Origin of the sequence: Lentzea sp. NPDC060358 (assembly GCF_042725365.1) — a bacterium.
Lineage (GTDB): Bacteria > Actinomycetota > Actinomycetes > Mycobacteriales > Pseudonocardiaceae > Lentzea.
The window spans coordinates 1-25,030 of sequence record NZ_JBHXCW010000107.1; the positions used below are offsets into that span (position 1 = coordinate 1).

Consider the following 25,030-nt stretch of genomic DNA (forward strand, 5'->3'; position numbering starts at 1 on the left):
CCTCCTGCCCGAGGTGCGCAGGCCCGTTTTTCACTTCCTCACAAGGCAAGCGCGATCGGCCCGATGACGGCGCCGACGTTGAGCGCAGCCGTGGCGTAGGAACCGGCCATCGTCGGTGCGCCCGACGCGTGGTGCAGGACGCGCGCGATCAGCGTGCTGCCCACGGCGAACGACAGCGCTCCCAGCACGAAGACGAGCAGCAGCAACGCGATCGGGTTCGTGCCGAGCACGTCGAGGCTCCACCAGCCGACGAGCACCAGCGGTCCGCCGAGCACCACGACGGGCCGCGGCGACGAGTCCGCCAGCCTGCCGCTGATCGTCACGCCGACGAACGAGCCGGCGCCGAACAGCACGAGCGCGACGGGCACCCACCACTCGCTCAGCCCGGCGACGCCCGTGACGACCGGGGCGAGGAACGTGAAGTGGCCGAACGTCACCGCGTTCACCACCACGGCGAGCACGACGACCAGCAGCAGCCGCGGTGTGGCGAGCTCGGCCAGTTCCGGCCGCAACGCGGGCGGGGCGGCGCGCTCGGCACGTGCCGGAAGGCCTTTCAGGACACCGAACGCCGCCGGGACGCACAGCACGGCGACGGCGGAGAACGTGGCGCGCCAACCGAAGGCGGTGCCGAGCAGCGATCCGCCCGGCACACCGGCGATCATGGCCACCGTCGTGCCCGACAACAACACCGCGAGCGCCCGCCCGCGGCGTTCCGGTGGCACCCAAGCGGAAGCCGTCGACAGCGCCACGGCCAGGAAGCCCGCGTTGGCGAGCGCGGCGACCACTCGGGTCACGAGCAGCAGGGTGAAGTCCGACCCGAGTGCACCGGCCACGTGCGCGGCCAGGAACACGACGACGAACGAGAACAGGCTGAGGCGGGGCGACCAGGTGCGGGCGACCACGGCCATCAGCGGAGCGCCGACGGCCATGCCGAGGGCGAACGCCGAGGTCAGCAGCCCGGCGGTGCCCACGGGCACGCCGAGATCGGTCGCGATGGCCGGCAGCAGGCCGGCGAGCATGAACTCCGAGGTGCCCATGGCGAACACGGCCAGGGCGAGCAGGTACAGCGGAAGGGGCACGAACGACTCCGGAGGCGAAGAGGTGTCAGGGGCTGACGGTCACAACCGCAGCCCCGAACCTGTTCGCCTCCGGACTCACCACAACCGCAACGCTAGCGCGCGAGCACCGCGTGGCGCACCGCGGTTTTCACTCCTTCAGTGCACGCGCGGCGACGAAGCAGTAGACGCCGAACGCCGCGATGCCGATCGCGACCGCGCTGAGCAGGAACATGCCGTAGGGCTGGGCCGCCAGCGTGTGCAGCGCCTTGTCCATGCCCCCGGCCTGCTCCGGGTCCGCGTTGATCGCCGCCAGGCCGACGAGGACGCCGATCACGCCGTACGCGAAGCCCTTGCCGATCCAGCCGATCCGGCCGACGGGCTCGACCCACGACGGGACGCGGCTCATGTCGAGGTCCTTCTCGAAGGACTTCTTGAAGCCCTTGTAGGCGATGACGCCCGCGATGACGAGCACGCCGATCGCGACGGCGCCGACGAGCCACTGCCCGCCGGGCCACCCGAGGACCTGCGCGGTCAGTTCCTGGTTCTGGTCGGTCTGGCTGCCGCTGCTGCCGCTGGTGGCGTACTTGAAGGCACCGAACGCGATACCGCCGGCGGTGATGGCGCGTGCGGCGGACCCGATGCGCTTCGAGATGCGCTTGCGCTGCTTGCCGATGTAGGTGTAGCCCACGAGGGCGAGGATGAGCTGCCAGACGGCGAAGAAGACCAGGCCGATGGCCACGGTCCACAGGAGCCAGGCGCCGCCGTCCGCGATCTCGGTCAGCGCGCCCTTCGAGTCGGTCCGCTTGGCGCCTCCGCCGAACGCGACCTGGAGCGCCAGCCACGCGATGAGCACGTGGACAGCCCCGTACACAACCATCCCCACCCGCCCCAGCGTCTGGACGACGGGGTGTCTTCGCGCCTCATGCGCAACAGTGGCCACGAACGGGTGACTACCCGTTCGTGGCCACTGTGAATCACGACTTCGAATCCGAATTGTCCGTCAGCCGCCGGCGGGTGGCGGCGTCTCGCAGATGATCTTGAACTGGGGGTCGTAGCGGACCGTGCGCGACTCGTTGCGCGACTGGCCGCTGCGGCGGTCCGTGATCGTGCGGGTGTCGGTCACGGAGAAGCCGGGGGCGCCGTTGCTCGGCGTGCAGCCCGCCTTGGTGACCTTCTTCTCCTGCGGCTGGGTGGGGTTGAACTCACCGCTGGTGGAGCCGGTGACGTCGTAGTTCTTGGTGCCCCACAGCACGATCTTGATCGACGAGCCGGTCCACACCGTCTGGATCGCGACGCCCGTGTCGTCCGGGTTCGTGAACGCGATGTCGATCAGGCTGTTGCCCGCGCCGTCCATGAACACGGTGGCCTCGCGGCCCTTCGGATACCGCGTGATCCAGTAGCTGTGCTCCTTGTGGCCCGCGTCCTTCATGCCCGCGTAGTACGACGCGTTGTAGAGCGTGGTCGCGAACTGCGAGATGCCGCCGCCGACCGCCATGCCGGGGATGCCGTTCTCGATGATGCCCGCCTCGACGTAGCCCTGCGCGGTGCCGCGGGGGCCGGTGTACTTGTTGAGGCTGAACGTCTCCTTGGGCTTCACGATCGCGCCGTTGACCTTCTCGGCCACGACCCGGATGTTGACGCCCGACGCCGCGGCGAAGCCACCGGTCTGGAACTCGCCGATGACCTCCTTGATACCCATCTTGTTCGCCTGCTCGGTCGTGACCTTGGCGGGCGTGTGCTTGTACTCGAACTTGACCTCGCGCCCGTCGGTCTTCTTCACCGTGTCGAAGTAGGGCTGGAGGTTCTTGTCCCAGTCGAGGTCGAGGCCGTCGACCGACTCCTTGACGATCGGCCGGCCGCCCTCGAACACGATCTGGGCGTCCTTGCCCTCCTTGACCGTGTCCTTGAGCTGCGGTGCGGCCACCTCGACGAGCTTGTCCTTGTTGACCGAGACGTTCAGCGCGCCGCCGTCGCCGGGGGCGAACGCCAGGGTGGCGCCGATCTGCTCGGGGGTGAGGTTCGCGTCCTTGCCCTCGCCCTTGATCTTGACCGGGCCGGACACGGCCGTCTTGACGACCTCGTCGAGGGCCTTCTGGACGCCCTCCTTGGTGGTCTTCACCGGGGTGAAGTCCATCGGGACGTCGACGGGGCTGCCGGAGGCCCAGTGGGAGATGACCGCGCCGGTGGCTTCCTCGGCCTTGAGCTTCTGGCCGTCGTGCGGCTCGACGGCGACGGGGGTGGCGCCCTCGAACTTGATGGTGCCCTCGGTGGGCTCGTGGTCGAGCTTGGGGCGCAGGGCCTCGAGCGCCCCGGAGACCTTCGCGTCGTCGGCCTTCGTCGCGACGCCGACCTCGCGGCTCGTGAAGAACGACGTGACGCGGGTGATGGGGCTGAGCGGCTGGCTGCCGGCGCGGTCGATCGTGCTGTTCCAGTCGAGCTCCAGACCCGCGGACTTCGGGTCGAGCTCGGCCGTGACGTCGCCCGCCTTGAGCGCGACGGGCTTGCTCAGCCGCGGGCCGATCTCGTCGCGCAGCTTCTTCTCGGCGTCGGAGTGGCTCATGCCGCCGACGTCCACCCCCGCCACGGTCACGCCGCGCGGGACGTTGCCGCTCGAGACGAGGATGTCGAGGCCCCAGAGCAGGCCGAACGCGCCGACCACGGCCGCGGCCACGATCAGCGCCTTCTTCCTCGTGTTCTTCGGCGGGGCGTCGTCCTCGCCCGGCTCGATCATCACGGGCCCGTAGACGCCGGAGTCCTCCGGCCGGGGCTCGGGCGGCGTCACCGGGCGCATGTACTCGGTGGCGTCCTCGCTCGCCGGGAAACCGACACCGGGCACGGCCGTCGAGACGGTCGGCTCGCTCGTGTCGGGCTCCTCGGAAGGCCACGCAGCCGTGGCAGCGTCCGCCTGGACCGGGTTGATCTTGGCGGTCTGCTCCGAGGCCGTGCCGCCGGGACCCACCGGGGGCATCGCTCTCGTCTTGTCAGCGTCGTACGGCACAGCTCTCCCCGTTGCCCTGTCTGTCGAGGCGGCGTATGTGGTGTAGCTATCAGGCGCAGATCACGAACCGGCGGCTCACAGGTACAGACCAGTGCCGTGCTCGGTGAGCTCCGTCGCAACCGCGTGCAGATCGCGCTCCCTCATCACGAGGTACGTGGTGCCCTGCACCTCGACCTCGAGCTGATCATCCGGGTTGAACATCACCCGGTCGCCGACCTTCACGTGGCGCACGCTGGTACCGACTCCGAACACATCGCCCCACGCCAACCGCTTCGCCATCTGGGCCGTCGCGGGGATCACGATGCCACCGCTGGACCGCCGCTCGCCGTCCTCCGGCGAGATGCGCACCATGACGCGGTCGTACAGCATCTGGATCTCGAGCTTGACATCAGGCACCAGCAGAGTCTACGTGCCCTGCCGATGACCTTCGTCCATGCCGCCCATGAGCAACGGCAGCCGGGTAGGTGCATCGGCAACCACTCGAACGGGGACTCCCCAGTCCTGCCTGGTCAGACGGCAGACCGGGTGTTCGTCGGCAGGATCGTCACTGCAACTGGCGGCCTGCGCTACGACGTGCAGAACTCCGTTCGTGACAGAATCGTTGATCCGCAACGCCCGTACCAGTTCGGTGCCGACGCCCGCGCCCTCGAGGATCAGCTCCGGGGGTGAGCTGGTGATCTCCAGGCGCGTGGAGGGGCCGTACCGCTCGTCCAGCTTCGTCCCGGTCGGCGGCGTGAAGACGACGGCCAGCTCGAACGTCCCCGGCGCGATGTCGGTGGACGGCCGCTTCACCTGGTGGGCCTCGCCGTCGATCTTCGTGGCGGCGGCGGAGAAGCGTTCGAGCCGGTGGGCCGCGGACGCGACGACCACGAGCTCGTCGTCGACGACCAGCGCGTCGGACGGCTCGGCGATGTCCGTGGCGATGGTGGTCAGCGTGTTCGTGGCGGGGTCGTAGCGGCGGACGGCGTTGTTGTAGGTGTCGCTGATGGCGACCGAGTGGTCACCGAGGACCGTTACGCCGAGCGGGTGCTGCAGGAGTGCCTCGTCCGCGTCGCCGTCCCTGTGGCCGAACGCGAACAGGCCCTTGCCGACGACCGTGGTGACCTCGCCGTTCTCCAGGTACCGCAGCGCGCTGGTCTCGGAGTCGACCATCCAGAGCCGGTCGCCGTCGGCGGCGAGCCCGGAGGTCTGGGCGAAGAACGCCTCCGGCGCCGGTCCGTCGTTGATGCCCTCGACGGTGGTGCCCGCGAGACGGCGGACGGTGTTGTCGGCGGGGTCGTAGAAGCCCAGCGTGTGGTTGCCGGCCATGGCGATGGCGATGCCGCCGTTCCACCACGCGACGTCCCACGGGCTGGTGAGGTCGATCTTGTCGGCCGGTCCGTCGGTCTCGCCGTCGCGCCACTGCTCGCCGGTGCCGGCCAGCGTCGTGACCTCGCCGGTGTCGAGGTCGAGGCCGCGCAGCAGGTGGTTGACGGTGTCCGCGACGACGACCTGGCTGGTGCCGGGGACGAGCGCGAGGCCGGCGGGTTCGGCGAAGGTGGGGTGCGGGCCGTCCTGCCGGCCGCGTTCGCCGGTGCCGAAGCGGCGGACGAGCGTCTCGCCGTCGGCTTCGAGCTCGACGACGCTGTGGTGCGCCGAGTCGCTGACCAGGATCGTGCCGCTCGGGGTGACGATCGCCTTGGCCGGGAACCGCAGCGTGGTGTTCGCCGGTTCCGGTGCCCGGTACGGGCCGGAGCCGCGGTGCAGCGTGCCCTTCTCGTCGTGCTCGGCGACCAGCTCGCCGATGACCGTCCTGAGCGCCTCGACATGGCCCTCACCTGCGGCGACGTGCACGACGTAGCCCTCGGGGTCGACCAGCACGAGCGTCGGCCACGCCTTGACGGCGTAGTTCTGCCAGGTCGTGAGCTCCGGGTCGTCGAGGACGGGGTGGTGCACCCCGTAGCGCTCGACGGCGGCCTCGAGCGCGTCCGGGTCGGCCTCGTGGACGAACTTCGGCGAGTGCACGCCGATCGTGACGAGGACGTCCTCGAACTCCTCCTCCAGCGGGCGGAGCTCGTCGAGGACGTGCAGGCAGTTGATGCAGCAGAACGTCCAGAAGTCGAGCAGCACGATCTTGCCGCGCAGGCCCTTGAGGGTGACCTGCTCGTCACCGGTGTTCAGCCAGCCGCGTCCGACCAGTTCGGGGGCTCGGACACGGGCACGGCGCTTGGCGGTCGTCACGACCGTATCCAACACGGTGGACGGTTTCGCTGTTCCGGCGTCCAGGATGTGGACCGCTTTCGTTTTGTTCGTTTTGGGCTAGCATAAAACCATGACCGCAGGCGCGAGTGAGCGAACGGTGCTGCCTCCGGCACGGCCGGAGAGCTTGTCCCCGTGGGTCGCCGCACTGGCTCGTTCAGGGAGTGAGACCGCCGCGCTCGTCGCACCTGACGGCACGCATCTCCCGCTGCCACCGGAGATCTTCGACGTGCTGCGGGACGTCGTGTTCGCGATGTCCCGGGGATTGGCGATAACGGTCGCACCGCAGCACACTGTTCTCACCACCAGCGAAGCTGCTCACCTGCTGGGCGTCTCCAGGCCGACTCTGGTGCGGTTGCTGGAGGCGGGTGAGATCCCGTACGAACAGCCCAGCAGGCATCGGCGAGTCCGTTTGGCGGATCTCCTCGCCTACCAGGACCGTTCCCGCAGAGCGCACGCCGCCGGGCTCGACGAGATGGTCCGCGACGCTGAAGACAGCGGCCTTTACGACCTGCCGTTGGAGACGCCGGTCGAACGGTTGCCGATGAACGACGACCTCAGGTGATCAGTGCTTCCCGTCTTCATCGATACGTGCGTCCTGCTCAAGCCCTATCTGTGCGACACGCTGCTGACGATCAGCGAGTGTGGCGTCTACCGTCCGCTCTGGTCCGCTGATGTGATGGCCGAACTCGATCGGAACCTGCGCAAACGAGGCGCCTCCGAACACCAGGTGGCACACCGGCTCGGACAGATGCGGCGACACTTCCCCGACGCCGAGGTGACCGGCTACCAGCACCTGGTCGGCATGATGGAGAACGACCCCAAGGACCGGCACGTTCTGGCGGCAGCCGTGTTCGGTGGAGCCGAATTGCTGGTCACCGAAAATCTGAAGGACTTTCCTCCCACGACCGTCACCAGTTTCGACATCGAAGTGCTGCACCAGGACGAGTTCCTGCTCGATCAGCTCGACCTCGTCCCAGAACTCGTGATCGCGGCGCTTCGGCGACAGGTCTCTCGATACCGGCGAGCACCTCGGACCGTCGACGACCTGCTCGACATCCTCGCCAACGAGAGTCACCGCTGCAACGGGTTCGCCGAAGCGGTACGCGGTGCCAGTGCGTTCGGCGCTTGGAGAAGTTGACCAGCTGACATCAGAACGTCGAGAAGTCCAGGATGTGGACTACTGGCGTTCGAGGCAGAACACGTACGAGTCGCGCACGCTCAGATCGCGGCGGACCTCGTTGCCGTCCCTCATGGTCAGCTCGTACTTCTCGACCGTGAAGTTGTGCGTGTGCTTGGCGACGGCGGCGCAGACGTTCGTGTCGACGGTTCCGGTGTTCCGCGCGAGCACCACGAACGAGCCGCGCCCGCAGCTCCCCGCGACCATCGCGGGGCTGTCGTCCGTGCCGCTGTTGCGCAGGCAGTTGCCCACCAGGATGCCGTCGAGCGGGTTCGCGGACACCGTGGTCGTCGACGTCTCCGTGGCCGCCGGGGACGCCGGTGCGGGCGCGGTGCTCGCGCCGGACCCGTTCATCGCGATCACCAGCACGAGGCAGAGCGCCACCGCGAACCCCAGGACTCCGGCGACGTACCAACGCGCCGAGGTCGGCTCATCGCTCACGCACGACTATCGGCGTGTCCGCGGCCGCGTTACCGGCCGGCAGCTTGAGACCGGGCTTCTCGCCCTCGTCGAACACCGGCATCCGGGTGATCTGCGCCTCGGAGAGGTCGACCTCCGCTCCGAGGAACCGCGCTCCGCGGAACGACACCTCGCCGCCGGCGAAGTCCGCTCCCTGGAACTGCACCCGGCCCGTGCGGAACTCGGCCCTGTCGAACGTCACCCGCGCGCCGTCGAAGGTCGCGCCGCCGAACCAGACCTCGCCGCCGTCGACGACCATGCCGTCGAACGAGATCCAGCCGGCCGGGAACCGCGCCAGGCTCAGGAAGAACGTGCCGGACGTGAGGTGGACGCCCGCGAAGTCGGCCGACCGCAGCACCGCGCGGACCAGGTCGAAGTCGTGGCCGCGCCAGCTGACCCGCGCGCCGTCGCGCAGGTGCTGGGAGATCAGGCTGGTGATCGTCAGGCGCACCTCGGACTCCGCGTCGTGGTGCCACTCCGAGTCCGTCGACGGCTCGTACGGGACGCGCAGGTGCGAGCAGAGCACGTCGATGCAGACCTGGCGCTGCTCCGGCCACTCGTCGGCCAGCGCGGCCAGCGCGTAGACGCCGGCGAGCCGGACGGTCGGGTTCTCGTTGCCGATCTGGTTGCAGGCGGCGCCGAAGCGGTCGTTGAGCAGCTTCACGCGTTCGCGGACCTCGGCGGACTCGCTGATGCGCTGCTTGCGGTAGGCCACCACCAGCGCGACTACACCGCCGACCCCGGCCACCACGGTCAGGGCGACCTTGATGATGTCGAGCCGGGCCGTTGCGGCGGAAGGAAAACCGAGCGCGGCCCAGAGCAGTGCGGCGGCCAGAGCAAAGACCGTTAGGCCGATCAGCACCACGAGTCCTATGTGCCGTCTGATTGACCAGAGCAGGCCGGAATCCACATGATGGAACGTATCCGCCCGCCTGAACTTTTGCGCCATCTTTGGCGTAGAGGACGCCGGGAGGTGCGTGGTGGTGGAGTACCTGGTTGTCGGTGCGGGTCCGGCGGGTCTGCAGATGGGGCGTTTTCTCCAACTCGCGGGACGTGACTACGTGGTCGTGGAGGAAGGCCCGGAAGCGGCGGGTTTCTTCCGGAGGTTCCCCAGACACCGGGTGCTCTCGACGGACGACAACTCGCTGTTCAACGGCCCGCCGTTCTCGCGCTACAGCAAGAGGTCCTTCCCCGGCGCCGACGACCTGGTGCGCTACCTGGAGGACTTCGCGCGGCCGTTGAACATCCGCTACAACACGCCGGTCACCGACGTGAGCCGCTTCGGCGCGCGGCACGTCATCATCGCGACGGGCCTCAAACAGCACCTGCCGAGCATTCCCGGAATCGAGCACGCGGCGACGTACGCGAGCGCCGACACGGATCCGACGGAGTACGCGGGCAAGCGCGTGCTGATCATCGGCCGCGGCCGCAGCGCGTTCGAGACGGCCGACCACATCTCCGGGACGGCGCGGCTGACGCACACCGTCGGGCGTTCCGTGCAGCGGATCGCCAGGGACGGCAACGAGTTCGTCGCCACGATCGACGGCACCGGGGAGCTGCGCTACGACAAGGTGATCGCCTGCACCGGTTTCCGCAGGGACACCGCGCTCGACGACCCGGCCGCGCACGTGCTCACCGGCGACTCGATCAAGGCGATCCGGCACGCCGCCAGGGCGTTGCACAGGACGCTGGAGGCGGAGCACCACGGCGTCCCGTGGCCGCACCGCCGCCTGCGCAACCGCCCGGACGCACTGGCCGCGACGATCGCGACGCGGGCCGGCGAGATCCCGGACGGACTGGCCGACGTCGTCGTGCCGCAAGGACAGCACGCGTTGCTCTACGACGAGATGCCCACCACGGAACGCAACGGGTTCGTCGTCACGAGCACGCAGGTGCGGCACTACCGGCGCAACGAGCTGATCGCCGTCGAACGGCGACTGCACCGCAAGCCGCTGGAGAGGTTCTTCTCGCAGCAGCTCGCGGTGCCGTGCATCGCCTAGGCGGGCAGCGTGCGGCCGAGGAACAGCGTGGTGATGTCCCACGCGCGGTCGGCGGCGGCCTGGTCGTACCAGGGCCCGAGGTGGTTGAGGAACGCGTGGCCGGCGGGTTCCAGGTGGACCTCGGCGTTCTCGCGGTCCTCCACCGCGTCCACGACCTTCTGGTAGTCGGTGATGTACTCGTCCTCGGTGCCGAAGTGGAAGAGGACCGGGCACGACACCTGGTCGAGGGTGCCGATCTGGTCGGGCACGCCCGAGCCGTAGAACGCGACGGCGGTGTCCGGGTCCGACGCCACGGCCGCCGCGTAGGCGAGCGTGCCGCCGAGGCAGAAGCCGAGCACGCCGGCCCCGCCGGTGACCTCGGGCAGCCCGCGCAGGTACTGGACCGACGCGACGACGTCCTGCACGGCGAGCGGGAAGTCGAGGCCGCCGGCGACCTCCATGGACCGCTGGATGCCGGCCTCGTCGTGCTCGCCGACCCAGCCGGGCTGGAAGCGGTGGAAGAGCTCGGGGACGGCCACGACGTAGCCGAGCGCGGCGAGCTTCTCCGCGATGCCCTGGAGGTAGGCGTCCAGGCCGAAGATCTCCTGGACCAGGACGATGCCGGGGCCCGAACCGGACTCGGGCAGCCAGAGCGGCAACGGCATGTCGTTCACGCGATGGGTCATGGGGTGATCCTGCCGGAGGGTGGGCGTCACCCGCTGACGACCTCCACGGACGTGCCGGTCAGCCGTTCCGCCGCCGCCCACAACCGCGCCGCCACCGCCTTGTCCCGCGCGGTCGCGGGCATCGCGGCCGGGCTGGTCGGACCGACGAGCACCCACCGCGGTCCGTAGTAGCCGCCGGCGACGGCAGCGGGGTCGGCCGTCGCGTACAGGAGGGGCTCGGTGCCCTGCTCGACGCCCTGCGAGGGCACGGCCCGGTAGACGATCGATTCGAGGAGGCCGGGCTTGCCGCCGTTCAGGCGCGGGCCCGCGTTCACGAGGTTCGTGCGGGTGTAGCCGGGGTGCGCAGCGATCGACAGCAGCGGCCAGTCCCGTTCGGCCGCCAGGTCGGCGAGGTGCAGGGTCATCAGCAGGTTGGCGAGTTTCGTGCGCGAGTAGGTCAGCGTCGGGCTGTACCCGCGGCGGCCCTGGAGGTTGTCGAAGTCGATGCGGCCGCGGTGGGAGGCGCCACTGCTCATGGTCACGACGCGGGGTGCGGCGGAGGCGAGCAGCAGCGGCAGCAGACGGACCGTGAGGGCGAACGGGCCGAGGAAGTTGCTGGCCATTTGGAGTTCGAAGCCGTCGACCGTTTCCGTGCGCGCGGGCACGTTCATCACGCCGGCGTTGTTCACCAGCACGTCCAACCGCTTGCCGTCGGCGACCAGTTCCTCGGCGAACGCGGCCACCGAGGTCTGGGACGCGAGGTCCAGGTGGCGGACCTCGACCGCAGCGCCGGGGTGTGCGGCCAGGATCTCGGCTCGGGCCTGCTCGCCCTTGGCCTCGGTGCGCACCGCGAGGACCACGTCCGCGCCGGCTCCCGCCAGGCGCTTGGCCGCCTCCTTGCCGGTGCCGCTGTTCGCGCCGGTGACGACGATGCGCTTTCCGCGCTGGTCAGGAACCTGGTACATGACAACCCCTCGTAACGTACTGGCGGTCTCTTATGCCGCCAACCTAACGTACCGACGGTCTCTTAGTAAAGTACCGCTGGTCTGTAACATGCCCCTCATGGGTTTCCAGCGGGCGCGCACCGACGAGCAGCGCAACGAGCGGCGGCGGCAGATCCTCGGCGCCGCGGCCGCGATGCTCACCGAGATGCCGGTCGCCGAGCTGACGCTCACCGCGCTGAGCCGCCGGGTCTGCCTCGCCAAGGCCAACGTGCTGCGCTACTTCGAGTCGCGCGAGGCGGTGCTGCTCGAACTGCTGGAGGCGGAGATCGCCGACCTGGTCGCCGCGGTCGAGGTCGAGGAGCTCACCGGTCCGGTCGAGGAGCGGGTGGACCGGCTGGCCGAGCTCTTCGTCTCCTCGCTGGCGAGCCGGCCGGTGCTGTGCGAGCTGATCAGCGCGGAGATCACCGTGCTGGAGCGCAACATCTCCACCGAGACGGCCGTGCGGCACAAGCGCGTCGTCAGGGGACACCTGGAGGCGTCGGCCGGGTTCGTCGCCCGGCAGCTGCCCGAGCTGGGCGAGGACGGTGCCGGAGTGCTCATGGAGACCCTGCTGCTGGTGATGATGGCCGCCTGGCCGGCCAGCCGCCCGCCGCAGGCGGTGCTCGCGGCCTACGAGGCCGACCCGGCACTGGCGGCCACCCGCCTCGCCTACGCCGACGTCGTGCGCCGCACCGTCGAGGTGACGGCGTTCGGGCTGCTCGCCCGGGCGAAAGTCGTTCCCGCGCAGGAGCACCAGGCCCGATAATCGGTCGATGATCAGGTTGATCGCGACCGACCTCGACGGCACGCTGCTGCGGCCGGGCGGGGTCCTCAGCGACCGCACGCGCGCCACGCTCGACGCTGTCGGCGCGGACGTCGTGGTCGTCACGGCGCGGCCGCCGCGGTTCGTGCAGGACCTCGAGCTCACCGGCACCGCGATCTGCTCCAACGGCGCGATGATCTACGACCTCACCGCCAAGGAGGTCACGCACGCGCAGACGCTGCCGCTCGACGTCGTGCGGAAGGTCTGCGAGACGCTGGCCGAGGTGATCCCGAACGTCGGCATGGCCGTCGAGACCGGGCTGGAAGTGTTGTGCGAGCCCGCTTTCCGCGGCTTCAGCTCCAACAACCCGCACCGGACGCTCGAACTGCTCGACCACGTCTTCGACGAGGCGCACCAGGTCGTGCAGATGCTCGCGTGGGCGCCGGACGCCGAGAGCGACCACATGATGGAGATCGCCAGGGAGGCCGTCGGCCAGCACGTCACCGTCACGCACTCGGGCGGGCTCGGGCTCCTCGAGATCAGCCCGCCGGGGGTCTCAAAGGCCGTGACGCTCGAATCCCTGTGCACCGCAAGGGGAATCGCCCAGGACGAGGTGATCGCGTTCGGCGACATGCCCAACGACCTGTCGGTGCTCGGGTGGGCCGGCACGGCGTACGCGATGGGCAACGCGCACCCGCTCGTGAAGCAGGCCTGCCGCAACCACGCGCCGCCCAACACCGAGGACGGCGTGGCGCAGGTGCTCGAAAGCCTCTTCCTGCTCTAGCGGCGCGGCACCGAGGTCGGTCCCGCCACCTCGGCGCCCAGCTCCACCACCCGCTGCCGCAACGCGCGGTCGGCGGTCACCACCGTCACGGCCCGATCGACGCCCTCGGTCCGCACCACCTCGACGATCGTGTCGTCACCCTCGCCGGGTGCCGAGACGACCCGGACGTCGTCGACGGAGGAAATGGTGCGCGCCTTGCCTTCCACGACGAGCACCACCTCCTCGTCGCGGCCGCGCAACGCGTCGCGGAGGCGTTCGGCCGCTGCCGCGCGGTCGCGCCACCACCCGTCGGGCACCGAACCCACGACGTTGGCGGCATCGACCACGAGCAACGGCTTCACGCCTTCCAGCGTGCCTCAGCCCCGGCGGGCGCGCAGCGCGTCGAGCGAGTCCGGGCCCTCGTCCGCCGACAGCGTCACGACCGGCGCGGACACGTCGGCCCAGCGCAGCACCGCGGCCGTCGCGGCGGCGCGCTCCTGCTCCGGCAAACGCGCGATGTTGGAGCCGTGGTTGCCGGCCGGCACCACGAACGACATCGAGTCACGCGTGCTGCGCCCGAGGCGGAACGGTTCCGCGCTCCACGGGTCGTTCTCGCCGTAGACGAACAGCAGGCGCGAGCCCTGGTGGCGCACCCAGCGATCCACGTCCGCCATCGCGTGGCGGTCGAAGCGCGGGAACTCGATCGACGCCGGCACCATCGTGCGCGGGACGCCGGAACCGGGGTAGCGCAACAGGTCCCGCACCGCCGACTCGTCGGCCGCGGGCCAGCCGAGCTGCGTGCCCGCCTGGTAGTAGTACGTCTCGAAGGGCGCCACGCCCGCGTCGGTGTAGAAGTCCCAGCCGACGGTCTGGTCGATGAACGTCCAGAGCGCGTCGACGGAAGCGCCCTCGCCCGGCACGAGCGCGCACTGCTCCTGGTTCCCGTACTGCCAGAACGTGAAGGGCGTGTCCAGGACGAGGACTTCCAGCGCCCGGTGCGCGCTGCCGAACTGCTTGTACGTGTACCCCCTGGCTTCCAGCCGCTGCACCATCGCGTCGCGGTTCTGCAGCAGCTGCCGCTGCACGCCCTCGAGACGACGGTTGCACGTCGGGTCGTTGCCGACCTTGCGGATGAAGTCGCCGTAGACATCGCGGTCGTTCACCACGTCGTTCGGTGCGACGTAAGCGATCGTGGCGTCGACGTCGCGGGGGAAGAACCGGCGGTGGTAGACGGACGTCATGCCGCCCTTGCTGGCGCCGGTGGAGAGCCAGCGCGCGCCGTAGATCTTCTTGAACGCGGCGACGATCCGGTGGTGGTCGTGGGCGGCCTGCCAGATGGTCAGGTCGTCCCAGTCGGCGGGCGAGGGGCGGGACGGCGCGAAGAACCGCTGCTCCACGCTGATCTGGTTGCCGTCGACGAGCCGGGCGGGCTCGGACGCGCTCGCGCCGGAGAGGTGGTAGCCGGAGGTGTGCAGCACCATCGGCTTCGACTCCGCCTTGTGCAGCAACGAGAGCCGCTGCTCGAACTTCTGGCCGCGCGGCTCGCGGTGGTCCGCGGGCTGCTGGATGCCGAGGAGGAACGTCCGGGCGGTGCCGGACGTCCCCTCGCTGATGATCCGCACACCGGGGAGGGCGGCGATGCGGTCCTTGACGTCCGGTGCCGCGGAGACCACCGCGGCTGTGGCCATGACCTGCGCCGATACCAGGCCGAACGCCAGCAGGGAGCGTACGAGTCTGTTCACCCGCCCACGTTAGTGAGCCCGCGCGCCCCGCCGGACCGGCCGATCGTCGGGCTTATTCGCGGCTCGCGTAGTAGGACGCGGCCATGTCCTCGTCGCCGTGGCCCTGCGTGACGGCGCGGTTGAGCCGGGCGGCCGCTGCCTGGGCGACGTCGAGCTGCACGCCGCCGCGCACCGCGGCCTCGGTGACGAGCAGGGCGTCCTTGAGCGCGTTCTGCACGGTGAAGGCCGGCTCGAACGACCGCTCGATGATCGCGTTGCCCTTCATCTGCAGGTACGGCGTGTCCATCGCGCCACCGGTCACGGCTTCGAGGAACAGCTTCGGGTCGAGCCCGGACGCCTCCGCGAGCGACACCGCCTCGCCGACGGCCGCGGTCAGCGCGAGCACCCAGCTGTTCGCGACGAGCTTCAGCTTCGTCGACGCGCCGGCCTCGCCCACCCACATCGTGCGGGCGCCGATCACGTCGAACACGGGCTGCACGCGCTCGCGCAGTTCGTCGGCACCGGACGCGAGCACGACGAGCTTGCCCTCCGCCGCGGGCTTGGTGCTGCCGAGCACGGGCGCGTCGACGAACTCCAGCCCGAGCGAGCGGGCGAGCGCGATGTGGTCCTCGGTGGCCCCGATGCCGACCGTCGACGCCTGGATCCACACGGCGTCGTGCGGCAGCGACTCCGCCGCCGCCTGGACGGCCGCGGTGACCGCGGCGCCGTCGTTGAGCACGGTCAGCACGACGTCCACGCCCTCGACGGCGGCGGCCGGGGTGTCGGCGACGGTGGCGCCCTTCTCGGCGAGCGCCTCGGCCTTGGCGCGCGTGCGGTTCCAGACCCGGACTTCGTGTCCGGCCGCGGCGAGGTTGGCGGCGACGGGGGCACCCATGAGGCCGGTGCCGAGCACGGCGATCTTCATGTCCCCAGCAAACAAGAAACCTCGCGGTGCTGCCAGGTCGGGGGTCCGACAGCACCGCGAGGTCAACCGTGACATCGGCGGACCGACGTGCACTGTTACAACGCCATCATACTGTGTCGTGGATCACGTTTAACAGATCAAAGCCCCTGGAGCGCGGGAGGTGCTCCAGGGGCCTCGAGTGGGGGAGGCACTCGCGCCGGGGCGCCGTGCGAGTGCCGGGTTCGTGAGTCAGCGCAGGGTGGTGACCTGAGCCTGGGCGATGGCCATCAGCTCGTGACGCATGGCCGGGGTGGTGGCCATGTCGATCGCGCGAGCCACGGCCTTCCGGTTGCGCGCCTCGGCACGACGGGCGCGGAGCTTCGCTGCGAAGTTCATCTCGGTCTGCACTTCCCTCTCGGAGGTCTGTTCGGTTGGTAACCCAAGTATGCACCTTCGTGCGCACGAAAGCACGCGATTATCCGGTGAGGTGGGGCACATGCCGATGAATCATCGGCTGACAACGTGAACGACCGGACAACGACGGGGAGCCGCCATCAGTCCTCGCGACCGAGCAGGAACCTCCCGAAGTGCGGCACGGTGAAGGCGATCTGGCCCCGCTCCGCGCTGTAGACCAGGCCTTTCTTGATGAGCGAGTCCCGTGCGGGCGACAGCGACGACGGCTTGCGGCCGAGGTGCTCGGCCACCTGGGCGGTGTTGACGCCCGCATCCTTTCCGTCGGTCAACTCGGCCATCGACCGGAGATACTCGCGTTCAGCGGGCGTCGCACGCTCGTATCGGGAGCCGAAGAAGCCCACCGCGAGCTCGGCGTCGGCCTCGGGAGCGGCCACGGAGACGTCCGCCGCGCTGATCGGGTCGACCGGAGCCGCGTCCCAGGCGGCCTTGCCGTAGGCCTGGATGAAGTACGGGTAGCCACCGGAGGCGTCGAAGAGCGCGTCCAGCGCCTCGTCGGTGATGCCGGCGTCCTCCCGTTCGACCGGGGCGAGCACCGCGCGGTCGGCGTCCTCGCGGCTGAGCCGGTCGATGCGGACGTAGCGGAAGAGGCGCTCGGAGTACGACTTGCCGGCGCTCAGCACCGCGGGCAGGTGCGGCAGACCGGCACCGACGACCACGAGCGGCGCGCCGAGCTGCGACAGCTCGTGGCACGCCGCGCACAACGCGCTGATGTCTTCGGGCTTGAGGTCCTGCATCTCGTCGATGAGCAGCGCGACGCCCGTGCCGACGTCCTGCGCGAGCTCGGCGACGTCGGTGAACAGCTCGACCAGGTCGATCTCGATGTCGCCGGAGTCGGCCCGGCCGCTCGCCGCGGGCACGTCGATGCCGGGCTGCCAGCGGTCGCGCAGCTTGGCCCCGTCCGGCGCGGCCCGCAGCGCGAACGCCTTGAGGATGCCGAGGATCGCCTCGACCCGGTCCGGCGCGCGGTGCCGGACGGCGATGTCCCGGATGGCCCGGTGCAGCGCGGCGGACAGGGGGCGGCGGAGGTCGGCGTCGGGCCGCGCCTCAACCTTGCCCGCACCCCAGCCGCGCTTGACCGCCATGGACCGCAGCTCGCCGAGCAGCACCGTCTTGCCGACGCCGCGCAGTCCCGTCAGCACGAGGCTGCGTTCGGGACGGCCGCGCGCCACGCGTTCGAGCACCACCTCGAACGCTCCGACTTCCTTGTCCCGGCCGGCGAGCTCGGGAGGCCGCTGGCCTGCACCGGGGGCGAACGGGTTGCGCACCGGGTCCATGGCTCGCACCGTATCGGCGTTTCTAGAGGTGGCCGTAGAGACGCGCAGACGAACCTCGAAGTGCGGCTGGATGCCCCTGTATCCGTTTATCTAGTGATGATCCTAGATTGGGCAATAGTTGCGGATGAACCGAGCGGCAGGTTGGCTGGGGTGCGTGGCTGAAGTCGTGACGAAGGGGACCGGCGAGGTCGAGCGCACCGCCGACCGCGCCCAGGTGGACGTGACGTTCGAGGCGGTCGGGGCCGAGCGCTCCGAGGCGGTGAGCACGCTCAACCAGCGCATCTCCGCCGTCGAGCCGCTGCTCGAGACCTTCGAGGTCCGCTCGCGCCAGCTGTCGGTGCACGACAACTGGGACAACAACCAGCGCGTGGGCAGCCGTGCCCAGCAGCAGTACGTGATCTGGGTGTCGGACCTGGACCGGCTCGACGGCCTGCTGGCGGAGCTGGTGCAGGCCGAGCCGTCGTGGATCAACGGCCCGTCGTGGGCGCTCGTCGACGACGGCGAGGCGATCCGTGAAGCGCAGACGGCCGCCGTGGCCGATGCGCTGCGTCGGGCCGAGGGATACGCATCGGCGCTGGGGCGGCGGCTCGGGCCGTTGCTGCGGATCGGCGACACGGACAACGGCGGCGGCTACTCGCCCAAGATGATGCGGGGCGCGGCGTCGTTCGAGATGGCCGGACCTGCCGGGATGGTGGACCAGCTGAACCTGAAGGCGCAGCAGATCACGGTGTCGGCGGTGTGCACGGCGGCCTGGTCGCTGCTCGACTGAGCCGTCAGCCGGTGCCGTGCAGCGTCTCGACGGCGCACTGCACAGCTCTCGCGTCACCGTCGCCGGGCCGGGCGCGCAGCCAGCTGCTCAGCCAGTCGAGGCGCCGGGCGGCGTCCAGTGCCAGCGAGAGCAGCACGTAGGCGCGGCGTTCCCAGTGCCGGGCCGACGCCATCGCGTCGGCCGCCGGCCGCCACTCGTCGCGCAGTGTCGCCACCAGTGCGCGTGCGAGTATCGGGTCTTGTTCCGGATCCACCTGCATGAGCCCCCACTCCCCAGGTCCGCTCGCAGCGGTGCCTGAAGTGTGCCCGGAGCTCCGCCGGAAATCACGCCCGACGGCCAACCGGACGGGACTCGTCATTCGCCATACCGGTCAAGGACTTCCTGGAACGTCAGCGTTCCAGAACGGCCGTGATCCCCTGACCGCCGGCCGCGCAGATCGACACGAAACCGCGCCCGCTTCCCTTCTGGTGCAGCAGTTTCGCCGCGGTCGCCACGATTCGGGCACCGGTCGCGGCGAACGGGTGGCCCGCCGCGAGCGACGAGCCGTTGACGTTCAGCTTCGCCCGGTCGAGCTCGCCGAGCTCCTTCTCCCACGCCTTCAGCGTCGCGAGCACCTGGGACGCGAACGCCTCGTGCACCTCGTAGAAGTCGAAGTCCTGCAACGCCAGACCGGCCTTGGCCAGCATGCGCGGCGCGGCGTGCACCGGCGCCATCAGCAGACCCTCGTCGCCGTGCACGTAGTCGACGGCGGCGGTCTCGGCGAACGTCAGGTGGGCGAGCACCGGAAGGTTCCGCTCGCGCGCCCACTCGTCGGTCGCGAGCAGGACCGCGGAGGCGCCGTCGGAGAGCGGGGTCGAGTTGCCGGCGGTCATCGTGTCGCCGAAGACCGGCTTGAGCTTCGCGAGCTTCTCGGCGGTGCTGTCCGGGCGCAGGTTCTGGTCGCGGGTCAGGCCGAGGTAGGGCGTGACGAGGTCGTCGAAGAAGCCCTCGTCGTAGGCGCGGGCGAGGTTCCGGTGGCTGCGCGCCGTCAGTTCGTCCTGGTCTTCGCGCGTGATGCCGTACCGATCGGCGGTGATGGCCGCGTGCTCGCCCATCGACATGCCGGTGCGCGGTTCGCCGTTGCGCGGCAGGTGCGGCACGACGTGGCTCGGGCGCAGCCTGGTCAGGAGGCTGACCCTGCGGGTGCGGTTGAACTCGAGCAGCAGCTTGCGGAAGTTCTCGTTGACGCCGATCGGCGCGTCGCTGGTGGTGTCGACGCCACCCGCGATGCCCGCCTCGATCTGGCCGAGCGCGATCTTGTTGGCCACGGCGACGATCGCCTGCATTCCCGTTCCGCACGCCTGCTGGAGGTCGTACGCGGGCGTCTCGGGGCTGAGCCTGCTGCCCAGCACCGACTCGCGGACGAGGTTGAAGTCGCGCGAGTGCTTGAGCACGGCGCCCGCGACCACCTCGCCGAGGCGTTCGCCCTGCAGGCCGAAGCGGCTCACCAGGCCGTCCAGCACTGCCGTGAGCATGTCCTGGTTCGACGCGGTGGCGTACGGGCCGTTCGACCGGGCGAACGGGATGCGGTTGCCGCCGATGATCGCTACTCGCATGCCGGCATACTACCTACTAGCGGGTAGACTTACTAGCGAGTAGGTTATGGGCCGTGGACAGGTACCAGAAGTTCGCGACCTCGGGGCTCGGCCGTCGGCTCGTGCGCAGGCTCGGCCTGCCGAACCCGCACCCGCTGCGCCGGGACGCCGCACTGGCCACGCCGGTGCTCGTCGGCGGCGCCACCCGGCTGCCCTTCCTGAAGCAGCTCGAAACAGGACCCGCCCCGTACGGCGCGCTGGTGTTCGACGCGTCCGACCTCGCTTCCGTCGCGGACCTGCGGCAGCTGCACGACTTCTTCCACCCCGCGATCACCCGGCTCGGGCCGTGCGGGCGGGTGGTCGTCATCGGACGGTCGCCCGACTCCGTGGCGCAACGGGCGCTCGAAGGGTTCGTGCGGTCCGTCGGCAAGGAGCTGCGGCACGGCGGCACGGCGAACCTCGTGCATGTGGCAGACGGCGCCGAGGACGGCGTGGAGTCGACGCTGCGGTTCCTGCTGTCCGGCCGGTCGGCGTACGTGTCCGGGCAGGTCGTCCGGGTGTCCGGGGCCGCTGCGGGCGACTCGCTGACGGGCAAGGTCGCCCTGGTCACGGGCGCTTCGCGGGGCATCGGCGAGGCCATCGCGACCGTGCTCGGCCGGGAGGGCGCGCACGTGGTGTGCCTGGACGTCCCCACGGCCGGCGAGGACCTCTCGAAGGTCGCGAACGCCGTCGGCGGGTCGGCGTTGCAGCTCGACATCACCGGCGATCCGGCACGGCTCACCTCGTACCTGATGGAACGGCACGGCGGCGTGGACGTCGTCGTGCACAACGCGGGCATCACGCGCGACAAGACATTGGCGCGCATGGACTCCGACAAGTGGGACGCGGTGCTGGAGGTCAACCTCGCCTGCCAGGAGCGGATCAACGCCGCGCTGCTCGACGGCGGCGTGCTCCGCGAGGGCGGGCGGATCATCGGGGTGTCGTCGATCGCCGGCATCGCGGGCAACGTCGGCCAGACCAACTACGCCACCTCGAAGGCGGGCGTGATCGGGATGGTGCAGACGCTCGCGCCCGTGCTGGCGGAGCGCGGCGCCACGATCAACGCCGTCGCGCCCGGTTTCATCGAGACGAAGATGACCGCGGCCGTTCCGTTCGCGACGCGCGAGGTCGGGCGGCGGATGAACAGCCTGTCGCAGGGCGGGCTGCCGTCCGACGTGGCGGAGACCGTGGCGTGGTTCGCGTCGCCGGGTTCCGGCGGCGTGAACGGGAACGTCGTGCGGGTCTGCGGCCAGATGCTGATGGGGGCGTGATGTTGTTGCGCGCCGCCCTGACGTCGTTCCGGCGCGGGGAAACGCTTGCCGCCCAACCGGTCTCGGACACCCGCGAGGTCTCGCTGGAGCACCTCGCGGCCTACAACTCGGTGTGCGGCTTCGGGTTGCGCGACGCGCTGCCGTTGACGTACCCGCACGTGCTCGGCTTCCCGTTGCAGATGAAGCTGATGACGGGTGCGGGGTTCCCCTTCCCGTTGCCCGGTCTCGTGCACGTCGCGAACCGGATCACGCAGTCGCGCCCGCTCACGCTGGACGAACCGCTGGAGATCACGGTGTCCGCGCGCGACCTGCGCCCGCATCCGCAGGGCACGCAGGTCGACGTCGTGACGTCGGTTTCCGGTGTCTGGGAAGGGGTGTCGACCTACCTGCGGCGCACCGGCGGCGCGTCCGGGTCCGGCGAGGAGCTGCGACGGCCGGACCCCTCGGCGGTGTGGCGGGTGCCCTCGGACATCGGGCGGCGCTACGGCGCGGTGTCCGGCGACCGCAACCCGATCCACCTGCACCCCTTGGGCGCCAAGGTGTTCGGCTTCCAGCGCGCGATCGCGCACGGCATGTGGACCAAGGCGCGCTGCCTCGCGGCGCTGGAAGGCAGGCTGCCCGCGGCCGTGACGGTCGACGTGCGGTTCAAGAAGCCGCTGTTCATCCCCGGCCGTGTCGAGTTCTCGGCGTCCGAGGGTGTCGACGGCTGGGAGTTCGGCGTGTGGGGCAAGGGACCCCACCTGCTCGGGTCAGCGTCGTGACGGTGGATGCCAGACGTTGCCGTCGACGAGGTCGCCGAAGCCCATCCAGACGAGGTTCATGAGGCGCGCGGCCACGACGCCGGCGGGTTCCTCGGGGTGGTCGAGCCACCACTCGGCGAGCGACTCGCCGGCCCCGACCAGCGCGGCGGCCAGCGACTCGGCCTCCAGCGTGGTCGCGGGGGCCTTCGTGGACCGGGTGAGCAGCGCCGCGACCAGCGACACCGCCCGGCCGCGCATGTCCGCGAGCTCGACCGCGAACGGCCCGCCCTGGGTGGACGCCTGCCGGTGCAGCACCTGCCAGCTCGACCGGTTCTCGCCGACGTAGCCGAAGAACGCGCGCAGGCCGCTCCACAGCTGCACGTCCGGTGCCTGGTCGGGCTCGACGCCCGTCGCGATGGCCTCCATCATCCGCGTGGCCTCGCGCCGGATGCACGTCGCGAACAGCTCCTCCTTCGAGCCCAGGTACGCGTAGAGCATCGGCTTCGAGATGCCCGCGACCTCGGAGATCTCGTCCATCGAGGCCGCGTGGAAGCCGAGCCGCGAGAACACGTCGATGGCGGCGTCCATGATCTGCCGCTCGCGTACCGCGCGTGGCAAGCGCTTGGCTCGACCTTCTGTGCGCATCACTACCCCTCAGTTCGGATCAGCAAGATTATCCGATCGGGTTGCCGCCATATCTACTCACCAGTAGTCTTACTCGCGAGTAGGTACCAGGAGGTGTCACCCATGACGCTCGACCTCAGCACCGAGGCGATCGCCAAGCTCGGCCCGGCCGAGCTGATCAGCACGCTCGAGCAGGTCTCGCCGGACGATCCCGCGCTCAAGGGCGTCGACATCGACGTCATCGCCCGCGGCATCGACCCGAAGAAGCTGGGCAAGGACGACTTCGCGGCGTTGCTGAGGGCACTGGGCAGGCTCGCCGACGGCGGTGCCGACTTCGACCTGGCGAAGATGGACCCGTCGAACTTCGCCCGCATCATCTCGCGCGCGTCGAAGGACCAGATCGAGGCCGTCGTCGCCGACCCGGCGCTGCGGGAACGCGTGCTGGACGAGGTGTTCCGCCGCATGGAGGTCCACTTCCGCGCGGACCGCGCCGGCGCGACGAAGGCCGTCGTGCACTTCCACGTCCTCGAGGACGTCTACGAGGCGATCATCGAGAACGCCGAGTGCACGATCAACAAGGGCGTGACGCGCGAGGCCCGCGCCGTCGTGACGCTGACGCCCGCCGACTTCCTGAAGCTCGCGACCGGCAACGCCTCGGCCCCCGTGCTGTTCATGACGGGCAAGCTGAAGGTGAAGGGCGACCTGGGGTTCGCGGCCGGGTTCATGAGCCTGTTCAACATCCCGAAGGCCTGACGGAGAGGTTTTGCAGTGGGTGGCTTCTCGCTCGAACTGAACGAAGACCAGACCGACCTGCGCGACTGGGTGCACGGCTTCGCCCGCGACGTGATCAGGCCGGCCGCCTCCGAGTGGGACGAGCGCGAGGAGACGCCGTGGCCGGTGATCCAGGAGGCGGCGAAGATCGGCCTCTACGGCTTCGAAGCCCTCGCGACCTGGTTCGCCGACCCGATCGGCCTGTCGCTGCCGATCGCCACCGAGGAGCTCTTCTGGGGTGACGCGGGCATCGCGCTGTCGTTGATGGGCACCGGCCTCGCGGTCGCGGGCATCTTCGCGGGCGGCGAACCCGAGCAGCTCGCCGAGTGGGTGCCCGAGTGCTTCGGCGACGAGTCGGACCCGAAGCTGGCCGCGTTCTGCGCCTCCGAACCGCAGGCGGGCTCCGACGTCGCCGGCTACCGCACCCGCGCCCGCTACGACGAGGCCACCGACGAGTGGGTCCTGAACGGCCAGAAGGCCTGGGCCACCAACGGCGGCATCGCGAACGTGCACGTGGTCACCGCCGTCGTCGACCCCGCACTGGGCTCCCGCGGCCAGGCCGGTTTCATCGTTCCTCCCGGCACGCCGGGCCTGTCGTCGCCCGGCAAGATCAAGAAGCACGGCATGCGCGCGTCGCACACCGCCGACGTGTTCCTGGACGACGTGCGGGTGCCCGGCCGTTGCGTGCTGGGCGGACGCGAACGGCTGGAAGCGCGACTCGCGCGGGCACGCGAGGGCCTTCGCGCGGGCGGCCAGGCGGCGATGGCGACGTTCGAGACCACGCGCCCGACCGTGGGCGCCATGGCCGTGGGCGTCGCACGCGCCGCGTACGACTACGCGCTGGAGTACGCGAAGGACCGCGAGGCGTTCGGGCGCAAGATCATCGAGAACCAGTCGATCGCGTTCGACCTCGCGAACATGCGGATGGAGATCGACGCGTCGCGGCTGCTGGTGTGGCGGGCGGCGTGGATGGGGCGCAACAACGTCCCGTTCACCGCGGGCGAGGGCTCGATGTCGAAGCTCAAGGCCTCCGAGGTGTCGGTGTGGGCCACCGAGCGGGCGATCCACATCCTCGGCGGGGCCGGGTACACGCGCGAGCACCCGGTGGAGCGGATGCACCGGGACGCGAAGATCTTCACCATTTTCGAGGGAACCTCCGAAATTCAGCGGCTTGTGGTGTCCCGCATGATTTCTGGGATGCAGATCAAGTGAGTTGATCACTCCAGGTCGTCCTCAGGCCGTCTGAGGGGACGGGGTCTTGCGAGGCTCAAGGCGCGCCGCCGACGGCGGCGCGCAGGGGTCCAGCTCACAGCCAGCACCGGCCAGGTCGATCGCGCGCGTGGTCACCCTGATCGAGCCAGGCACGGCGATCGACGCCCGCCGACGCTCCGCGCCAACGGCCATCGAGCTAGCGTCACCGCAGGGAGGCGCAGTGGACGCGATCAGCAGGTACCTCGATCTCGTGGACGAGGTGATGCGACGAAACCCCAGCCAGCGCGAGGGCCAGGCGCACTACAACGCGTTGCGCATGGGATGGCCGCACCTGGAAGCACTGGTGGTCGCCACCGAGCGGGACTGCTACAGCTCCGACAAGGCGCTGCCCAGCTTTCTCGAGTGGGTCGAACGGGTCCTGACAGACGAAGGGCGTCACCCCGACACGCCATGATCAGCCCGGCCCCAGCGCAAGACCTCACCATTTTCGAGGGCACCAGCGAGATTCAGCGGCTCGTGGTGTCGCGGATGATCTCGGGCATGCAGATCAAGTGACGCCCGGCTGAGGTGG

The 25,030-nt window shown here is 70.0% G+C and carries 27 protein-coding genes and 1 pseudogene; 11 read left to right on the forward strand and 17 right to left on the reverse strand.

Annotation, left to right across the window (positions count from 1 at the left end; genetic code table 11):
* Window positions 1-44: 44 nt before the first annotated feature.
* The 5 genes and pseudogenes from ACFWGZ_RS22385 to ACFWGZ_RS22405 form a co-directional block, all read right to left on the reverse strand.
* Window positions 45-1,079, reverse strand: a pseudogene (locus ACFWGZ_RS22385) (Cmx/CmrA family chloramphenicol efflux MFS transporter); the annotation flags it as partial.
* 127 nt (window positions 1,080-1,206) lie between these two features.
* A complete protein-coding gene (locus ACFWGZ_RS22390; RefSeq protein WP_382453518.1) occupies window positions 1,207-1,935 on the reverse strand; it encodes a DUF1206 domain-containing protein in 729 nt (242 codons plus the stop codon).
* A 123-nt stretch (window positions 1,936-2,058) separates the two neighbouring features.
* A complete protein-coding gene (locus tag ACFWGZ_RS22395) occupies window positions 2,059-3,849 on the reverse strand; it encodes a VanW family protein (protein ID WP_382453519.1) in 1,791 nt (596 codons plus the stop codon).
* A 282-nt stretch (window positions 3,850-4,131) separates the two neighbouring features.
* A complete protein-coding gene (locus tag ACFWGZ_RS22400) occupies window positions 4,132-4,425 on the reverse strand; it encodes a co-chaperone GroES (RefSeq protein ID WP_330854810.1) in 294 nt (97 codons plus the stop codon).
* 36 nt (window positions 4,426-4,461) lie between these two features.
* Entirely contained in the window at window positions 4,462-6,276 is a 1,815-nt protein-coding gene (locus ACFWGZ_RS22405; RefSeq protein WP_382453496.1) for an NHL domain-containing thioredoxin family protein, read from the reverse strand.
* Window positions 6,277-6,367: 91 nt separating this feature from the next.
* On the opposite strand from ACFWGZ_RS22405, the gene ACFWGZ_RS22410 reads away from it, so the two are divergent.
* Window positions 6,368-6,859, forward strand: a complete 492-nt coding sequence (locus tag ACFWGZ_RS22410; protein WP_382453497.1) for a helix-turn-helix domain-containing protein — start codon at window positions 6,368-6,370, stop codon at window positions 6,857-6,859.
* Between the two features lie 3 nt (window positions 6,860-6,862).
* Entirely contained in the window at window positions 6,863-7,435 is a 573-nt protein-coding gene (locus ACFWGZ_RS22415; protein ID WP_382453498.1) for a PIN domain-containing protein, read from the forward strand.
* Window positions 7,436-7,474: 39 nt separating this feature from the next.
* Here the strand turns inward: ACFWGZ_RS22415 and ACFWGZ_RS22420 are convergent, their stop codons facing one another.
* Complete coding sequence (locus ACFWGZ_RS22420; RefSeq protein ID WP_382453499.1) at window positions 7,475-7,915, reverse strand: hypothetical protein; 441 nt, start codon at window positions 7,913-7,915, stop codon at window positions 7,475-7,477.
* Window positions 7,905-8,795, reverse strand: a complete 891-nt coding sequence (locus ACFWGZ_RS22425) for a pentapeptide repeat-containing protein (RefSeq protein ID WP_382453500.1) — start codon at window positions 8,793-8,795, stop codon at window positions 7,905-7,907. Before ACFWGZ_RS22425 ends, ACFWGZ_RS22420 begins: the two co-directional genes overlap by 11 nt.
* A 121-nt stretch (window positions 8,796-8,916) precedes the next feature.
* Here ACFWGZ_RS22425 and ACFWGZ_RS22430 point away from each other — a divergent pair, with 121 nt between their 5' ends.
* A complete protein-coding gene (locus ACFWGZ_RS22430; RefSeq protein ID WP_382453501.1) occupies window positions 8,917-9,933 on the forward strand; it encodes an NAD(P)-binding domain-containing protein in 1,017 nt (338 codons plus the stop codon).
* Here the strand turns inward: ACFWGZ_RS22430 and ACFWGZ_RS22435 are convergent.
* The gene (locus tag ACFWGZ_RS22435) at window positions 9,930-10,598 is read right to left on the reverse strand and encodes a dienelactone hydrolase family protein (RefSeq protein WP_382453502.1); all 669 of its coding nucleotides are present in this window, start codon (window positions 10,596-10,598) and stop codon (window positions 9,930-9,932) included. The two genes, ACFWGZ_RS22430 and ACFWGZ_RS22435, sit on opposite strands and share 4 nt — an antisense overlap.
* Before the next feature lie 26 nt (window positions 10,599-10,624).
* Window positions 10,625-11,542, reverse strand: a complete 918-nt coding sequence (locus tag ACFWGZ_RS22440) for an SDR family oxidoreductase (RefSeq protein WP_382453503.1) — start codon at window positions 11,540-11,542, stop codon at window positions 10,625-10,627.
* Between the two features lie 97 nt (window positions 11,543-11,639).
* On the opposite strand from ACFWGZ_RS22440, the gene ACFWGZ_RS22445 reads away from it, so the two are divergent.
* Entirely contained in the window at window positions 11,640-12,326 is a 687-nt protein-coding gene (locus tag ACFWGZ_RS22445; protein WP_382453504.1) for a TetR/AcrR family transcriptional regulator, read from the forward strand.
* Window positions 12,327-12,333: 7 nt separating this feature from the next.
* Window positions 12,334-13,107 (forward strand): HAD family hydrolase, encoded by a 774-nt coding sequence (locus tag ACFWGZ_RS22450; RefSeq protein ID WP_382453505.1) that lies wholly within the window; start codon window positions 12,334-12,336, stop codon window positions 13,105-13,107.
* On the opposite strand, the gene ACFWGZ_RS22455 is transcribed toward ACFWGZ_RS22450, so the two are convergent.
* The 5 genes from ACFWGZ_RS22455 to ACFWGZ_RS22475 all read right to left on the reverse strand — a co-directional run bounded on the left by ACFWGZ_RS22455 (window position 13,104) and on the right by ACFWGZ_RS22475 (window position 17,459).
* Window positions 13,104-13,448, reverse strand: coding sequence for an NTP pyrophosphohydrolase (locus ACFWGZ_RS22455; RefSeq protein WP_382453506.1), 345 nt, complete (start codon window positions 13,446-13,448; stop codon window positions 13,104-13,106). The two genes, ACFWGZ_RS22450 and ACFWGZ_RS22455, sit on opposite strands and share 4 nt — an antisense overlap.
* A gap of 15 nt (window positions 13,449-13,463) precedes the next feature.
* Window positions 13,464-14,828 (reverse strand): S28 family serine protease, encoded by a 1,365-nt coding sequence (locus tag ACFWGZ_RS22460; protein ID WP_382453507.1) that lies wholly within the window; start codon window positions 14,826-14,828, stop codon window positions 13,464-13,466.
* Window positions 14,829-14,880: 52 nt separating this feature from the next.
* The gene (locus ACFWGZ_RS22465; protein WP_382453508.1) at window positions 14,881-15,732 is read right to left on the reverse strand and encodes an NAD(P)-dependent oxidoreductase; all 852 of its coding nucleotides are present in this window, start codon (window positions 15,730-15,732) and stop codon (window positions 14,881-14,883) included.
* A 228-nt stretch (window positions 15,733-15,960) separates the two neighbouring features.
* Entirely contained in the window at window positions 15,961-16,107 is a 147-nt protein-coding gene (locus ACFWGZ_RS22470; protein WP_167969512.1) for a hypothetical protein, read from the reverse strand.
* A gap of 158 nt (window positions 16,108-16,265) precedes the next feature.
* Entirely contained in the window at window positions 16,266-17,459 is a 1,194-nt protein-coding gene (locus ACFWGZ_RS22475) for an AAA family ATPase (protein WP_382453509.1), read from the reverse strand.
* 154 nt (window positions 17,460-17,613) lie between these two features.
* On the opposite strand from ACFWGZ_RS22475, the gene ACFWGZ_RS22480 reads away from it, so the two are divergent.
* On the forward strand, window positions 17,614-18,228 hold the full coding sequence (locus tag ACFWGZ_RS22480; protein ID WP_382453510.1) for an SIMPL domain-containing protein: 615 nt from the start codon (window positions 17,614-17,616) through the stop codon (window positions 18,226-18,228).
* Window positions 18,229-18,232: 4 nt separating this feature from the next.
* On the opposite strand, the gene ACFWGZ_RS22485 is transcribed toward ACFWGZ_RS22480, so the two are convergent.
* Window positions 18,233-18,442, reverse strand: a complete 210-nt coding sequence (locus tag ACFWGZ_RS22485) for a hypothetical protein (RefSeq protein WP_382453511.1) — start codon at window positions 18,440-18,442, stop codon at window positions 18,233-18,235.
* Between the two features lie 175 nt (window positions 18,443-18,617).
* Window positions 18,618-19,823 carry an acetyl-CoA C-acetyltransferase gene (locus ACFWGZ_RS22490; RefSeq protein ID WP_382453512.1) on the reverse strand — a complete coding sequence of 402 codons (1,206 nt, stop codon included), beginning with the start codon at window positions 19,821-19,823 and terminating at the stop codon, window positions 18,618-18,620.
* A 53-nt stretch (window positions 19,824-19,876) separates the two neighbouring features.
* Between ACFWGZ_RS22490 and ACFWGZ_RS22495 the strand changes: the two genes are divergently transcribed.
* Both ACFWGZ_RS22495 and ACFWGZ_RS22500 read left to right on the forward strand, forming a co-directional pair.
* Entirely contained in the window at window positions 19,877-21,112 is a 1,236-nt protein-coding gene (locus ACFWGZ_RS22495) for a 3-oxoacyl-ACP reductase (RefSeq protein ID WP_382453513.1), read from the forward strand.
* Window positions 21,112-21,873 (forward strand): MaoC family dehydratase, encoded by a 762-nt coding sequence (locus ACFWGZ_RS22500; RefSeq protein ID WP_382453514.1) that lies wholly within the window; start codon window positions 21,112-21,114, stop codon window positions 21,871-21,873. Before ACFWGZ_RS22495 ends, ACFWGZ_RS22500 begins: the two co-directional genes overlap by 1 nt.
* On the opposite strand, the gene ACFWGZ_RS22505 is transcribed toward ACFWGZ_RS22500, so the two are convergent.
* On the reverse strand, window positions 21,862-22,497 hold the full coding sequence (locus ACFWGZ_RS22505; protein ID WP_382453515.1) for a TetR/AcrR family transcriptional regulator: 636 nt from the start codon (window positions 22,495-22,497) through the stop codon (window positions 21,862-21,864). The two genes, ACFWGZ_RS22500 and ACFWGZ_RS22505, sit on opposite strands and share 12 nt — an antisense overlap.
* Window positions 22,498-22,599: 102 nt before the next feature.
* Here ACFWGZ_RS22505 and ACFWGZ_RS22510 point away from each other — a divergent pair, with 102 nt between their 5' ends.
* The 3 genes from ACFWGZ_RS22510 (at window position 22,600) to ACFWGZ_RS22520 (ending at window position 24,913) form a co-directional block, all read left to right on the forward strand.
* The gene (locus tag ACFWGZ_RS22510) at window positions 22,600-23,229 is read left to right on the forward strand and encodes an SCP2 sterol-binding domain-containing protein (protein WP_382453516.1); all 630 of its coding nucleotides are present in this window, start codon (window positions 22,600-22,602) and stop codon (window positions 23,227-23,229) included.
* A 15-nt stretch (window positions 23,230-23,244) separates the two neighbouring features.
* Window positions 23,245-24,459 carry an acyl-CoA dehydrogenase family protein gene (locus ACFWGZ_RS22515; RefSeq protein ID WP_089918473.1) on the forward strand — a complete coding sequence of 405 codons (1,215 nt, stop codon included), beginning with the start codon at window positions 23,245-23,247 and terminating at the stop codon, window positions 24,457-24,459.
* A gap of 127 nt (window positions 24,460-24,586) precedes the next feature.
* Window positions 24,587-24,913 carry a hypothetical protein gene (locus ACFWGZ_RS22520; RefSeq protein WP_382453517.1) on the forward strand — a complete coding sequence of 109 codons (327 nt, stop codon included), beginning with the start codon at window positions 24,587-24,589 and terminating at the stop codon, window positions 24,911-24,913.
* Window positions 24,914-25,030: the final 117 nt, after the last annotated feature.